This is a genomic window from Nitrosomonas sp. Nm33 (assembly GCF_900107265.1).
Taxonomy (GTDB): Bacteria; Pseudomonadota; Gammaproteobacteria; order Burkholderiales; family Nitrosomonadaceae; genus Nitrosomonas.
Genome location: NZ_FNPJ01000075.1, coordinates 1 through 14,411, shown reverse-complemented (window position 1 = coordinate 14,411; position 14,411 = coordinate 1). Strand labels below are relative to the sequence as shown.

The 14,411-nt window shown below is 39.5% G+C and carries 14 protein-coding genes and 1 tRNA gene; 2 read left to right on the top strand and 13 right to left on the bottom strand.

The window, feature by feature from the left end:
* The first annotated feature begins 525 nt into the window (after positions 1-525).
* Both BLV54_RS12610 and BLV54_RS12605 read left to right on the top strand, forming a co-directional pair.
* Entirely contained in the window at positions 526-1,527 is a 1,002-nt protein-coding gene (locus tag BLV54_RS12610; protein WP_256329464.1) for an L-threonylcarbamoyladenylate synthase, read from the top strand.
* Positions 1,524-2,321 carry an HAD family hydrolase gene (locus BLV54_RS12605; protein WP_090572005.1) on the top strand — a complete coding sequence of 266 codons (798 nt, stop codon included), beginning with the start codon at positions 1,524-1,526 and terminating at the stop codon, positions 2,319-2,321. Before BLV54_RS12610 ends, BLV54_RS12605 begins: the two co-directional genes overlap by 4 nt.
* A gap of 138 nt (positions 2,322-2,459) precedes the next feature.
* Here BLV54_RS12605 and BLV54_RS12600 read toward each other — a convergent pair whose 3' ends face one another.
* The 13 genes from BLV54_RS12600 to thrS all read right to left on the bottom strand — a co-directional run bounded on the left by BLV54_RS12600 (position 2,460) and on the right by thrS (position 14,127).
* Positions 2,460-2,894: a transposase gene (locus tag BLV54_RS12600; protein ID WP_090572004.1), complete on the bottom strand. Its 435-nt coding sequence runs from the start codon at positions 2,892-2,894 to the stop codon at positions 2,460-2,462.
* A 25-nt stretch (positions 2,895-2,919) separates the two neighbouring features.
* On the bottom strand, positions 2,920-3,213 hold the full coding sequence (locus tag BLV54_RS12595) for an IS630 transposase-related protein (protein ID WP_090572003.1): 294 nt from the start codon (positions 3,211-3,213) through the stop codon (positions 2,920-2,922).
* Positions 3,214-3,447: 234 nt separating this feature from the next.
* On the bottom strand, positions 3,448-4,698 hold the full coding sequence (locus BLV54_RS12590; protein WP_090572002.1) for a peptidoglycan DD-metalloendopeptidase family protein: 1,251 nt from the start codon (positions 4,696-4,698) through the stop codon (positions 3,448-3,450).
* Between the two features lie 22 nt (positions 4,699-4,720).
* Positions 4,721-5,383, bottom strand: coding sequence for a protein-L-isoaspartate(D-aspartate) O-methyltransferase (locus BLV54_RS12585; protein ID WP_090572001.1), 663 nt, complete (start codon positions 5,381-5,383; stop codon positions 4,721-4,723).
* A 16-nt stretch (positions 5,384-5,399) separates the two neighbouring features.
* Positions 5,400-6,152 (bottom strand): 5'/3'-nucleotidase SurE, encoded by a 753-nt coding sequence (gene surE / locus BLV54_RS12580; protein WP_090572000.1) that lies wholly within the window; start codon positions 6,150-6,152, stop codon positions 5,400-5,402.
* 166 nt (positions 6,153-6,318) lie between these two features.
* Positions 6,319-6,395 (bottom strand) — tRNA-Pro (locus BLV54_RS12575).
* Between the two features lie 378 nt (positions 6,396-6,773).
* The gene (locus BLV54_RS12570; RefSeq protein WP_090571999.1) at positions 6,774-7,082 is read right to left on the bottom strand and encodes an integration host factor subunit alpha; all 309 of its coding nucleotides are present in this window, start codon (positions 7,080-7,082) and stop codon (positions 6,774-6,776) included.
* Between the two features lie 272 nt (positions 7,083-7,354).
* A complete protein-coding gene (gene pheT / locus BLV54_RS12565; RefSeq protein WP_090571998.1) occupies positions 7,355-9,733 on the bottom strand; it encodes a phenylalanine--tRNA ligase subunit beta in 2,379 nt (792 codons plus the stop codon).
* Between the two features lie 48 nt (positions 9,734-9,781).
* Positions 9,782-10,801 (bottom strand): phenylalanine--tRNA ligase subunit alpha, encoded by a 1,020-nt coding sequence (pheS, locus tag BLV54_RS12560; protein ID WP_090572007.1) that lies wholly within the window; start codon positions 10,799-10,801, stop codon positions 9,782-9,784.
* 89 nt (positions 10,802-10,890) lie between these two features.
* The gene (gene rplT, locus BLV54_RS12555; protein ID WP_090571997.1) at positions 10,891-11,250 is read right to left on the bottom strand and encodes a 50S ribosomal protein L20; all 360 of its coding nucleotides are present in this window, start codon (positions 11,248-11,250) and stop codon (positions 10,891-10,893) included.
* An 11-nt stretch (positions 11,251-11,261) separates the two neighbouring features.
* A complete protein-coding gene (rpmI, locus tag BLV54_RS12550; RefSeq protein ID WP_090571996.1) occupies positions 11,262-11,459 on the bottom strand; it encodes a 50S ribosomal protein L35 in 198 nt (65 codons plus the stop codon).
* A 189-nt stretch (positions 11,460-11,648) separates the two neighbouring features.
* A complete protein-coding gene (gene infC, locus BLV54_RS12545) occupies positions 11,649-12,191 on the bottom strand; it encodes a translation initiation factor IF-3 (RefSeq protein WP_371113303.1) in 543 nt (180 codons plus the stop codon).
* Between the two features lie 25 nt (positions 12,192-12,216).
* On the bottom strand, positions 12,217-14,127 hold the full coding sequence (gene thrS, locus BLV54_RS12540; protein ID WP_090571994.1) for a threonine--tRNA ligase: 1,911 nt from the start codon (positions 14,125-14,127) through the stop codon (positions 12,217-12,219).
* Positions 14,128-14,411: the final 284 nt, after the last annotated feature.

Below are 14,411 nucleotides of genomic sequence, written 5' to 3'. Positions count from 1 at the left end.
CTGGCTACACTCTACAGGCTAGTCACCTTCATCATTTTAGTCAAGTAGTTTTTCCATATTTATAGCAGGGGATTTCAGCAAAAAATAAAATCTATCACTGCTTCAATAGTTTGGGTGAACGATAGATTATTCTTCCAGAATTTAAAATTTATTATTCTATCGAATTCATTTTTTGAACACTATTCGACAAAATGAATGTCTTAATTTTGAAATTATGCAAAATCATTTAGAATATGAGATATTTTTTGCAAACTTTAATTATCTGCGAGCACTCTTAACTTACAATAAATTTACTAAGACTACTTAGAAACTATAGCCTATAGCCTGAATCTGTTGTATTTGATATTGAATAGAAAAAAATATAATCTCTCTACATATCATATTCATATTAAAGTAGTGACTTCATCGATACTGAATTAATTAATCAAAATCTATTGTCAAAATCTAAAACTAACAATATAAAGATAAAACATAACTTTTGTTTTTGTATATTTATCTATCAAAAGTATGAATGATAGGGAACCATTGCTTACGCTTAATGATAAAATTGCTGCGGCTGTTACTCTTTTAAAGGCTGGCAAAAATGTAGCTTTTCCTACAGAGACTGTTTATGGGCTCGGAGCAGACATCGCTAATCCTTCAGCAATAAATCGAGTTTATGAAATAAAAGGACGCCCTATTAATCATCCTCTTATAGTTCATTTCGCAGAAATGAATCAATTAGAATATTGGGCAACTGATGTACCTGATTCAGCCTGGCAATTAGCTGAGCATTTCTGGCCAGGACCTCTTACCCTAATTCTGCCCAGAAGCTCACATGTACCACTTAGTGTAACGGGTGGCCAAAATACTGTCGGCTTACGTATTCCTGATCATCCGATTGCACTTGCTCTACTAAGAGCACTTGGTAGAAATAGAGCGCTTGTCGCACCTTCAGCAAATCGCTTTGGCAGATTAAGTCCTACTTCGGCAAATCATGTATATGAAGAATTTGGCAATAAAGTGAGCATGGTTTTGGACGGAGGCACTTGCAAAGTTGGCTTGGAAAGTACCATTATCAGTTTTTATAATTCAACAGCCATTCTTTTACGCCCCGGCGGTATCCCCATAGCATCACTTGAAGATGTACTAAAACAAAAAATCGTCTTGAAAGGAAATCAAGATATAGCTTTACGGACTCCGGGTAATCTATCCTCTCATTACGCTCCTGCAACACCTATCGAAGTGTGGCCTACCGAATCAATTCAACAACGTGCACAGCAATTGAATAAAAATGGGTTACGAATTGCTCTAATTGTTTGGTCTGATTCCGATTATCTTTCCCAAGCTGCAAATGAAAACATTCATCTTTTTTTAATGCCGGCTGATCCAATCGAATATGGTCATCAATTATATGCCACACTTCGTCAACTAGATCAGAAAGGGTTTTTTCGTATGTTGGCAGAAGCTCCCCCTGTAGACTCAGCATGGCTAGCAATTTCTGATCGCCTGCAACGCGCCAGCTATAACACATCAACTTATCTATGAAAAAAAATAATATTCCGCTTTCTGCAGTGTTATTTGATGTTGACGGTACTCTTGCCGAAACTGAACGAGACGGACATCGCCCTGCTTTTAACGCTGCATTTAAAGAGTTTGGACTTGATTGGAATTGGGATACTGAACTATATGGCCAATTACTCAAAATTACTGGTGGCAAAGAACGTATCCGCTATTACATCGAAAAATACGCGCCTAGCATATTAAACAAGCGCGATTTGTCTGACTGGATTGCTGAATTACATAAAACTAAAACCAAATATTTTCTTGATTTATTAGCAAAAGGGAATATTCCTCTGCGTCCTGGTATAGCACGACTAATTCATGAATTGCGTGAAAAAGAAATAAAAATAGGGATTGCTACAACCACGACATTAGAAAATGTAACCTCTCTATTAAAATTTACATTGGGGGAAGAATCTCTTAACTGGTTTGATGTTATTGGCGCTGGAGACATCGTGCCCCAAAAAAAACCCGCTCCAGATATTTATTACTGGGTACTCGAAAAACTTGGATCACCACCTCAACAATGTATCGCAATTGAGGATTCAGAAAATGGATTACAATCCTCTTGCGCAGCAGGTATTAAAACTATCATCACAATCAGCGAATATACATATTCACAAAATTTCAATGGTGCAGCGATGGTTTTAACCGACCTGGGAGAACCAAGTAGATTGCCTTCTATTATCTCAGGAGATATTGCTATCCTCAATAATAGATGGATTGATGTCTCGACTTTGATCACTTTAATAGAATCTAATGATCGGCAAACTCTATAGTTTCAGCATGATAATAATCTGACTATTACAATTTTAATCCCAAAAACGCTATAAGATTCTTTCAAAAAGAAGATAAGCTTGATCCTTGGTAAAACATGCTCTTTGTAATCTTATATAGCCAAACCAGTTAAGAATGATTCAAAGAGCATTCTCATTGAAGAGGCTCTCGATGGAGCATCGAAATTTTCTGCGCAAGGCTTTTGATTGCGCCCATTTGTGTTCTATGAGGTTGAGGTCCGGGGAGTAAGCGGGTAGGTGTATTTCGAGCACGTGCCCAGCTTTGGCGATGACCTCCTGGATATCCTGTCGTTTGTGGAAAGCGGCATTGTCCATCACGATGACGCAAGCCGGAGGAAGTTTGGGCAACAGGTCTTGCACGGTCCACGCATAGAAAACATCGGCATTAATGCTCGTCCTGAACAATCCGATGGTATGCAGGAATTCTCCGATCAGCGCACCGATGACGTTTGTCCGCTCTTTGGCATGCCAGTCCCGGACGCCGTAGCATCTTTGCCCCATGGGAGCATATCCATGCATGCGCGACATATCATGGGCAAACCCACTTTCATCAATGTAAACAATCGTACGACCGACAGTTTCATGCGCCTTGATTTTTTCCTGGAAGAAAAGCCGTGCGCCTTCGTTCGTCCCAGGATGCCGCAGTGTTTTTTTTATAGCTCACGCGCAATTTCCTGAGGGCAAGAAAAATCGCATTTTGCGTAACACCCAGACGCTTTGCTCGTTCGTATTGGTAAGCATCGGGGTAATCGAGAACATCCTGGCGCAGCGCGTCGAGATCAATCTTGCGTCTTCTGAGCCCTTGTGGCTTGCGATAGATATTCTTAATCCAGCGCGTCACGCTTGCCACACCAACATCAAACCAGGTCGCCACCTCCGCTAATCAATAAATTATTCTAATATTTCTTTTTAAGAATACCATTGTGAATCAAACGATTAGATTACTAACGAGAAACCTGGGTTTAATCAAATGCGTTAGTGGATGGAATTGGATTATTAACGCAGCATCTATTGCAGATTAGAATTATCAAGCACGCCAATCATGACAAGCTGCAAACTCAGGAATTATTATCATTATTTCAGTCTCAGTGACGCGACTATCTTCAAATTAATTAGATAAGAATTTAAGAGGATCAACAGGTTTACCTCGCTCCCTAATTTCAAAATGAAGTTTCACAGTATCGCTATCGGTGTTCCCCATTTCCGCTATTTTCTGACCTTTCGTTACAGTTTCACCTTCTCGAACCAAAATCTTGCTATTGTGTCCATAAGCACTAAGGTAAGTATTATTATGCTTAACGATAATTAATTTTCCATATCCGCGAAGTCCGCTACCGCTATAAACTACTGTTCCATCCGCAGACGCTAATACTGACTGACCAGGTTTACCAGCAATAGTCACTCCCTTGGATTTTTCAGTATATCTGCTCAGCAATTGGCCGTTTGTTGGCCAACTCCACTTGATATTATTACTGCGGTTAGCTTCTAACTTTTGCGGGCTACTTTTTGGAGTGCTCTCATTTTCAACAATTTTCTGTGTTGTTGGAGCTGTGGCTATTTTTTGTGTTGTTGAAGCCATTTCTGATTTTTGCGTCACTGGAGCTATTGCTACAGTCTCTGCTTTAGGAGGTGTAGTAGGTGAATTAGGTGTACTATCTGAACCTCTTAATTGTGTTGTTGAAGCCATTTCTGATTTTTGTATCACTGGAGCTATTGCTACAGTCTCTGCTTTAGGAGGTGTAGTAGGTGAATTAGGTGTACTATTTGAACCTCTTAATTGAGCCACAGCTGTCTCGGAATAGGGCAATTTGACTCCTTTCGGTTCGGCTACAAGCGAACTGGCTGATGCCCCCGTGCCAGCTTGTGAAGCTGATGATGGAAGTTGCTTGGCCCTTTCGGAAGATAATATTGGCTGAGGGACTGAAAACAGTGTCGGCTGCGCCGTAACAACTTGCTCTGGTATTACTTTTTCCTGCTGAGAAGATAGCTTCTGCCTAGATGGTACGGACAAATCAATTTCCTGGCCAATCTTAAGCGCATTAGGATTTACAATCCCATTCCACTGGGCCAGTTCTTTATAATCAATGCCATGCCTGAGTGCAACCGCATAGAGGGTATCTCCTTTTTGAACAATATAGATTTGCTTAGCCGGTGCTTTATCTATTGCTTGATTTAAGTTTCTTTGAGACTCGACTACTGGAGCTGGATGGGGTGCAACACATCCAGTTATTAAAAAATAAGGAAAAACAAGTAACACGCCAGATAAAATAGTAAACAACTTCGATCTTACTACTAAGATAGCCATTGTGATAACTCCATAAATTTCTAAACAGGCTTTCCTGATCATAATATCCAGCATCTCTATTATGCTCCTGTACCGTTTATTTGCTAATGACACCAGATAAAATTGGAACAAACTTCACCTCATCCAGTATGGTCTCAATAAAACCCTGAGAAGTATGCTCTATTACACACAAATTCTGCTTTCGACTCCCTTTCGGATAAACTATTCTACCTCCTATCATTAATTGTTCTAGGAGCGATTCTGGCACTTGCGTGGTAACAGCTGTCATCATAATGCCGTCAAATGGTGCCGCTTCAGGAAAACCAAGTAATCCATCTGCATGTCTCAAATAAGCATTGCTAACTCTTAGCTCACGCAAACGGATACGTGTACGAGTAAGCAACGGTCCTATACGTTCAATTGAATACACTTCTTGCGCTAGTTGAGCAAGCACTGCAGTTTGATATCCACAACCAGTACCTATTTCAAGCACCTTACCGAGATTAGAATTTGCACGAAGAAGCTCGGTCATTCTGGCTACAGTCCATGGATTTGAAATTGTTTGACCAAAATTGATAGGTAGTGCCACGTCATCATAAGCTCTAGATGCCAGAGCTTCTTCAACAAAAAGATGACGAGGGATTGTGTTCATTACGGTTAACACCCTTTCATCGGTGATACCTTGCTCACGTAAACGCTCGACCATTCGCATCCGCGTTCGCTGTGATGTCATGCCAATACCGGAATGACGTATGCTCACAAATCAATATCTCCCATCATATTTTTTCCATCCCCAACCAATCTTTCAGATATCCTATTTGATCATATCGAGTAAGATCTATTTGCAATGGAGTAATTGAGACACGATTATTTTGAACTGAAAAAAAATCGGTTCCCTCTCCAGCATCTTGTGCTGCACCTGCGGCACCCACCCAATAGACTGTATCTCCTCGTGGGCTGCGAGATTTAATTACTGCTTCAGCCTTGTGGCGGCGTCCTAAGCGCGTTACTTCCATTCCTTGTAATTGCTCTTGTGGAACATCAGGTACATTGATATTTAACAGAATAGGTACATGAAATTTTTTCTCCATGAACCGTTTCACCATATTCAACGCAATATTTGCTGCAGTTGAAAAATTACCACTAGAAACACTTACGAGAGATACAGCAATTGAGGGTATGCCTAGGAGAAATCCCTCAGTAGCAGCTGCTACAGTACCAGAATAAATTGTATCATCTCCCATGTTAGCCCCATCATTAATACCAGAGATGATCATATCCGGTAAATCATCTAGCATACCGGTTACTGCCAGATGCACACAATCTGTCGGGGTACCATTAACATAATAAAAACCATTATGTGACTTGTGCAAACTTAGTGGACGATCAAGTGTTAAAGAGTTACTCGCGCCACTGCGGTCACGCTCTGGAGCTACCACGGTTATATCCGCTATACTAGAAAGGGTTTCGGCTAGACACGCAAGACCTGGCGCAAAATACCCGTCATCATTACTGAGCAATATGCGCATTTGAATTAACTTTCTGGAAATTAATGAGAAGTCAAAATACTATATTTGAGTCTACCCAATATTCATAAGAGACTCAAATAAACTCGCTAACCAAATTTAGACTTAATTATATGAGAATACACTACACTATTTAAGTGATTAATTCATCATATGCTAAAAATTAAGTTGGTCGGGGCGAGAGGATTTGAACCTCCGACCACTTGCACCCCATGCAAGTACGCTACCAGGCTGCGCTACGCCCCGACGACTTAAATTATAGCAAATACAAACTCCAACACTAGAATCACTCACAAAACAAATCAAGAAAGAAGCACTGGTCCTACTCCCTTAATTTTATTTCTATCTAAGATATAACACCCTACTCTATCTTTGAAGATGAAATTTCAACACATCTATCAAAATTGATGTAGATCCAGGCTACAAATGGTGACGCGTCATTTATAGTAAAAGCCCATGATCATAACGTAATTCATTCAGAGATCGAATAAGTAATACTTCATGATGTTGGATAATAGCATTGATTTCCATGTCGCTTAATTGATTTCAGCTGTGCAGACCCTCACTGCTGCAAAGTATGAGATTTAACTCCACACAATTCATTTAGGTATGGGAAAAAAAATACTACTTAGTTTCATTTTTTCCATGATAGTTCTTCTCTACCATTGACTTAAGTTTCTGGCTGGCATGAAAAGTAACTACACGGCGTGCCGAGATGGGAATTTCTTCACCTGTTTTGGGATTGCGTCCAGGGCGCTGAGGTTTAGTACGTAATTGAAAATTACCAAAGCCAGAAAGCTTGACTCCTTCACCTTTCTGAAGAGCTATGCGTAATTCCTCATAAAAAGATTCTACTACTTCTTTAGCTTCTCGCTTATTGAGTCCTACATTTTCAAACAACAGATCAGTCAATTCTGCTTTTGTTAACGCCATGTTTACCCCACCTGTATGAACAAATTTTAGCTCGTAAACAAAATATAAGATTCTATAAAACCCATAGATAAAATCTATTAAAAAAATAATATGTTACCTATGTGATTTAAATATTTTATTTTTAAAATTATCGTATTAAAGACTTTTCAAACTTGAGAAATGGATATAAATATATTGTTATTAATAAAAAATCCATGCAGGGAACTATTAAGAATATTCTTCAATAGTTAAATCAACAAGATACACGTTTCCTAATCTTATTCAGGATAAAATTATCCGCGTAGTTTAGCATTAAATTTAGATTCTAATATGCCAATCAATTCTGAAATCGCCTCATCTATTTCCTTGTCAACTAAGGTTTTTTCAGTATCTTGTAATAAAATACGAAAAGCAAGACTCTTCTTGCCAAATTCCATTCCCTTTCCACTATAAACATCAAAAAGGTGAATTTCAGAAATAATAGCCGCTTTCTCAGTATTTATGCTTTCTAATAACATCTGAGTACTTATATGATTAGCTACCACGATAGCGATATCACGTCGTACAGGTGGAAACTTGGAAAGTCTCTTAACTTTTGGCAATGTTCTTGTGGATAAAGAATCAATATGTAACTCAAATAATATTGCAGATCTGGGCAAATCATACTTTCTCTGCAAACGCGGATGCAATTCCCCTAGCCATCCGGCAATTTTATCGTTCTTATAAACTTGAGCAGATTTTCCTGGGTGTAAGGCTGGATGAATAAATTTTTCAAATCTCACCTGCTCTGGCCAGAATAGAGACTCTAAATCCATCTTCACATCAAAAAAATCAATATTTCTAGCAGGTTGCCCCCATTGCTCTGGCGCTGCATCCCCATAACAAAGACCAGCAATATTCTCAGTTTGCTGATAATTACTTTCATTATTCATAAAACAGCAACCAATTTCAAATATTCGAACTCTGGTTTGCTTACGATTAAGATTAAATTGCAAGTTAGCAATTAGTCCACCAATCAAGCTACTACGCATCACACTCATCTGACTGGCAATAGGATTCTTCAATACTACTGGTGAATCATTATTCGCAAAATCTAATTCCCAATTGGCATCGACAAATGCGTAATTGATTACCTCCCGATAATCTCGGCTTATCAAAATATGTTTTAATCGGGTAGAAGGAAGATCAATTACTTCAGATTCTGGAAGCATTGACATCATTGGGCGTGGTAAACTCGCAGGAATATGATCATACCCATATATGCGTGCTACTTCTTCGATAAAATCTTCTTCTATCACTAGATCAAAACGATAAGGTGGTGGTGTAACATGAAATACATCATCATTAACGAAAAAACTAAATCTCAAGCGTTCAAAAATTTCTGAAATTTGTCCGCTTTCCACATCAATTCCCAGCAGCCGTTTTATCCGCTCCAGGCGAACCTTAACAACGTCACGGCTTGGTAATCTATTTTTAACCTCCGTTATAGGACCAGCTTTACCACCACATATGCTCAAAATTAAATTAGTAGCTCGCTCTAAAGCATCTCGTGTCGCAGCAAAATTAACTCCTCGCTCAAAGCGATGTGCAGAATCTGAACTGAATCCCAAGCGAAATGATTTGCCGCTTATCACTTCCGGAGAAAAAAATGCACTTTCCAAAAATAAATCTGTTGTTTCCAGTTGGACGCCACTTTGAATTCCCCCCATGATTCCAGCCAATGCCAAAGGTTCATCCTCATTCGCAATTACCAGCATATCCGGTTGTAACTCAAGTTTTTGTCCATTTAGCAATTCTAAACACTCGTCTTTTTTTGCATAACGTACCCATAATTTTCCTGCTTGCACGCTCCCAATTTTTGCTAAATCAAATGCGTGCATTGGTTGACCTGTTTCCAGCATTACGTAATTAAGGACATCTACTACCACATTAATCGTACGTATTCCGCCTCGCTCTAAACGTTGAGCCATCCAAAGCGGGGTAGCTACAGCAAGAGATACTTCACGTATTACTCTTCCGCAATAAAGCGGACATACCTCAGGCTTATCTATATACACTGTTACAGTATCACTGATTTCGCTCTTAGCTGGCTCAATTTCTGGAGGAACAAAATCTATGGCAGTAATTGCTGCTACCTCTCGCGCCACACCTAATATCCCAAGGCAATCTGCCCGATTAGGTGTAAGCTTAAGCGTAAAAATCTGGTCATCTAATGCATAAAATTCTCTAAAATTCATGCTGTTTGGTGCATCCTTAGGTAGCAAAAGTAAACCTTCTGCATTTTCACTTAACCCTAATTCTTTTGCAGAACACAACATGCCAAAAGATTCCACGCCACGTAATTTACTTTGCTTGATTACAATGCCTGGTAAATGAGCGCCAATTAAGGCACAAGGTACTTTCACTCCAACTTCAACATTTGGTGCACCACATACGACTTGAATGAGTTTATTGTCGGCTGTTCCAATATCAACTTGGCACACATTAAGTCGGTCTGCATCAGGGTGTTTTTGTACAGATACCACCTCAGCCACAATCACTTTATCAAAAGGTGGCGCTACAGGTTCTACGCTTTCCACCTCCAGTCCAGCCATAGTTAGAGCGTGCGCCAACTCATCACTCGAGTGGGGTGGATTTACAAACGTACGAAGCCAATTCTCTGAAAATCTCATAACAATAGTTTATAAATAAGGCAGGCAGGTACTAACGAGAAGATTTATTTAATTAAATTGCTCTAGAAAGCGTAAATCATTATCAAAAAATAACCGCAAATCATTTACCCCATATCGCAGCATTGCCAACCTTTCTACTCCCAAACCAAAGGCCATGGCAGTGTATTTTTCAGTATCTATCCCGCCATACTTCAAAACATTCGGGTGTACCATGCCACAACCCAGTACCTCTAACCAACCTGTATTACTGCATACCCTACAGCCTTTTCCGTCACACATGACACAACCAATGTCCATTTCTGCAGAAGGTTCTGTAAAAGGAAAGAACGAAGGCCGAAAACGTACCGGTAAATCCTCACGCTCGAAAAATTTTTGCATAAAATCCATCAATATGCCTTTCAAAGCTGAGAAATTAACATACTCGTCCACCCATAACCCTTCCACCTGATGAAACATGGGTGTATGCGTTACATCAGAATCACAGCGATAAACTCTCCCTGGTGCAATAGCTTTTAGAGGAGGTTGATGATTTTTCATATAGCGGATTTGAACTGGAGAGGTGTGGGTACGCAATAAGTACATACTATCCACATAGAAAGTATCGTGCATTGCACGAGCTGGATGATTCTCTGGAATATTAAGTGCAGTAAAATTATAAAAATCAGTCTCAATTTCTGGGCCTGATGCGACAGCAAAACCAATCGAGTGAAATAGTGACTCAATACGCATCAATACTTGCGAAACCGGATGTAAGCTACCCATACCCAGCCCACGCCCCGGCAACGTCACATCTAATGTATCTCCTTCTAGTTGCGCTATCATTTCCTTTTCTTCAATAATTTTCTTGCGTCGTGCCAGCGCTTCATCTAATGATTTTTTAGCTTGATTAATCAGATTACCCATAACAGGGCGATCAGTCTGTGGCAGCTCTCCTAACCCTCGAAGTAATTTAGTTAATTCTCCTTCCTTTCCCACATAGCGAACCTTTATTTGCTCGAGCTCAGTGGCATTCTCTGCCCTATCTATAAGAATAACTGCTTCACTTACAAGATTTTCTAGGTTTTTCATAAAAGGTAATACATAAGGATCATGCAAGAAAAAGGGAGATCAAGTTCCTTAATCCTTGATCTCCCTGCACTTATTATTTTCGTGCCAAACTATAAAGCCAGATTTATTCTAGCCCTTTCTACTATTTTCTCAAAAGCGGTTTTATCAAATACAGCAAGATCTGCCAGTACTTTTCTATCCAACTCGATACCCGCCTTTTTTATACCATTCATAAAATTACTGTATGTTAATCCATGCTCACGTGCTGCTGCATTAATACGAGCAATCCATAAAACACGAAATTGACGTTTTCGCTGGCGGCGATCGCGGTATGCATACTGACCCGCTTTCATTACCGCTTCTTTGGCTATACGATAGACATTTTTGCGTCGGCCTCGATATCCCTTAGCCAGTTTAAGTATTTTTTTATGGCGCGCATGAGCTGTTACACCACGTTTCACTCTTGGCATCGCAAACCTCCTTATGCGTAAGGTAACATAGCACGCACAGATGCTATATCTCTCGAATGAACACTAGCAGTTCCACGCAACTGCCTTTTGTTTTTGGTAGTTTTCTTGGTCAGAATATGCCGCTTAAATGCTTGGGATCGTTTAATGGTACCACCAGCCCTCACTTTAAAGCGCTTAGCAGCACTTTTCTTGGTTTTCATTTTAGGCATAACTTAACTCCTATCTTATTTATATGATTAAGGTGTTTCTATTTAGTTAGAAAACTTTGGAACCTATAATCACTTATTTTTATAAACCCTCTAAATTAATATACTAATCCAATCAGATAACTTGGATGATTAGTATGCTCACGTAGATATTATAGCTGTTCAAACTTTATTTTCTTGCTTTAACTCTTTCTATTTACTTTTTTTTATTTCTTTCTTTTTGGGTGACAACACCATCACCATTTGCCTACCCTCTAGTCTGGGAAATTGCTCTACAATCGCATGTTCTTGAAGATCATCTTTTACTCGTTCCAAAAGACGAACACCAAACTCTTGGTGTGCCATTTCACGACCTCTAAATCTTAGAGTAACTTTTACCTTGTCGCCCTCATCCAGGAAATTAATCAAATTACGTAATTTGATGTTGTAATCACCCTCATCAGTATTTGGCCGAAATTTAATTTCTTTGATTTGGATCTGCTTTTGCTTGAGCTTTGCTTCATGCTTCTTTTTACTTTCTTGATAGAGATACTTCCCATAATCCATCAAGCGGCATACTGGCGGCTGAGCACCCGGTGCAATTTCAACTAAATCTACACCTTTCTCTTCAGCCAAAACATTTGCTATCGCAAGCGTAACAACACCAATTTGTTCTCCATCTATACCAATTAATCGTATTTCTGGGGCATTAATTTCCTCATTTATACGTACATGTTTTTCCTGACTTATGGCAATTCCTCCAAGCTGTATAAAAATCTACTTAATTTATCTTTTCTGAAATTTCTACTTTTAGACGATCTATCAATGTCTGCAAAGACATTTGACCAAGATCAATATTTGATCTACTCCGCACAGAAACTACATTATCCTTTACTTCAGCATCACCTACAATTATTTGGTAAGGTAATTTCTGTAAACTATGTTCTCGAATTTTATAGTTTATTTTTTCATTTCTCAAGTCCGAATCTGCACGAATACCATGATACTTGAGTTCTTTTACTACATTCTGAGCATAATCTATCTGGTTCCTTGAAATATTTAGAACTACGACCTGGACAGGAGAAAGCCAAAGTGGAAGTGCGCCTGCATGATTTTCAATAAGAATGCCGATAAATCGCTCTAAGGAACCTAAAATTGCACGATGCAGCATCACTGGAATTTTTTTCGAATTATCTTCAGAAATATAAATTGCACCTAACCTGTTTGGCATCGAAAAATCTAACTGCAGAGTGCCGCATTGCCATACCCTCCCAATACTATCTCTCAAGGAAAACTCGATTTTAGGACCATAAAAAGCACCTTCTCCCGGCTGTAACTCCCAATCAAGCTGTTTCAGATTTAATGCAGAACTTAGCGCCATTTCTGCCTTATCCCACTGCTCGTCTGTTCCCACTCTTTTTTGTGGGCGGGTAGAAAGTTTGACTAAAACTTCATGAAAACCGAAATCTTTATAAACACGTTGCAACAAATCAATAAATTGTATGACTTCATCTTGCACATGCTCCTCTGCACAAAAAATATGCGCATCATCTTGAGTAAAGGCCCGTACGCGCATGAGACCGTGTAAAGCCCCTGATGCTTCATTTCGGTGGCAGGATCCAAATTCAGCAAGTCGCAAGGGTAAATCCCTGTAACTTCTGAGCCCCTGATTGAATACCTGCACATGGCCAGGGCAATTCATGGGTTTGATAGCAAAATATCGCTCTTCAGCTTCTGTAACAAACATATTCTCACGGAAGTTTTCCCAGTGGCCCGAGCGCTCCCATAACAATCTTTCAAGGACCTGTGGCGTACGAATTTCCAAGTAGCCATTTTGGTTCAGTATTTGTCGCATATATTGCTCGATTTGCTGCCAGAGAATCCAACCTTTTGGGTGCCAAAAAATCATTCCAGGCGCTTCTTCTTGCATATGAAACAGATCTAATTGTTTACCTAGTCTCCGGTGATCACGCTTTTCAGCTTCTTCTAAGCGTCGTAAATATGCTTCCTGATCTTCTTTTTTTATCCATGCTGTCCCATATATCCTTTGCAGCATTTCATTATGAGAATCACCTCTCCAATATGCGCCCGCTACTTTCATTAATTTAAAAACTTTGAGCTTGGATGTCGATGGCACATGCGGCCCGCGGCACAAATCAGTAAAATCACCTTGTGAATAAAGTGAAATAGTTTGTCCTTCAGGAATCGATTCAATTATTTGAGCCTTATAATGCTCCCCTTGATCCTTGAAAAAATTTATTGCAGCAGAACGATCCCACTCCTTTCGATCAACCTTTAAATCCCGCCTGCTAATATCTACCATTCTTTTTTCAATTGCAGCGAGATCCTCCGGTGTAAATGGACGTTTATATGAAAAATCATAATAAAAACCATCTTCTATGACAGGACCAATGGTCACCTGCGCCTCAGGAAACAATTCCTTAACAGCTTGTGCTAATAAATGTGCGCTCGAATGCCTTATGATTTCTAAACCTTCAGTATCTTTCTCAGTAAGAACAGTTAGGTCGCTATCTGTTTCGATACGATAAGATAAATCAACCAATTTATCATTAACCTTTCCTGCTAATGCTGAGCGCGCAAGACCTGCACCTATCGATTCTGCAACTTCTAAAACAGTCACTGGACGATTAAATACCCTTTCTGAACCATCTGGCAAGCGTATAACAGTCACTGATTTTTTCCTTCTAGTTAAGTAATTCAGGTAACGTATTTTTACTCTAAGTAAAGTAAAAATTACTTAAACCATTCGCTCTGTTTTTAGGACCTAAATAAAGAAACCCGCGCAGCGCTCATCTCACGCGGGTTTCACTTGAAACAAAAAGAGCTAAATTTTCAACCTTTCCGAGATCAGGCTTAATTAATCATCCTCATCAGCGGAGTCTTCTTCGGCAGAGTCTTCCCCTTTAGCTTCTTCACCACTGCCTTCTTCTTCGTCGTCTTCTTCCTCAGTATCTT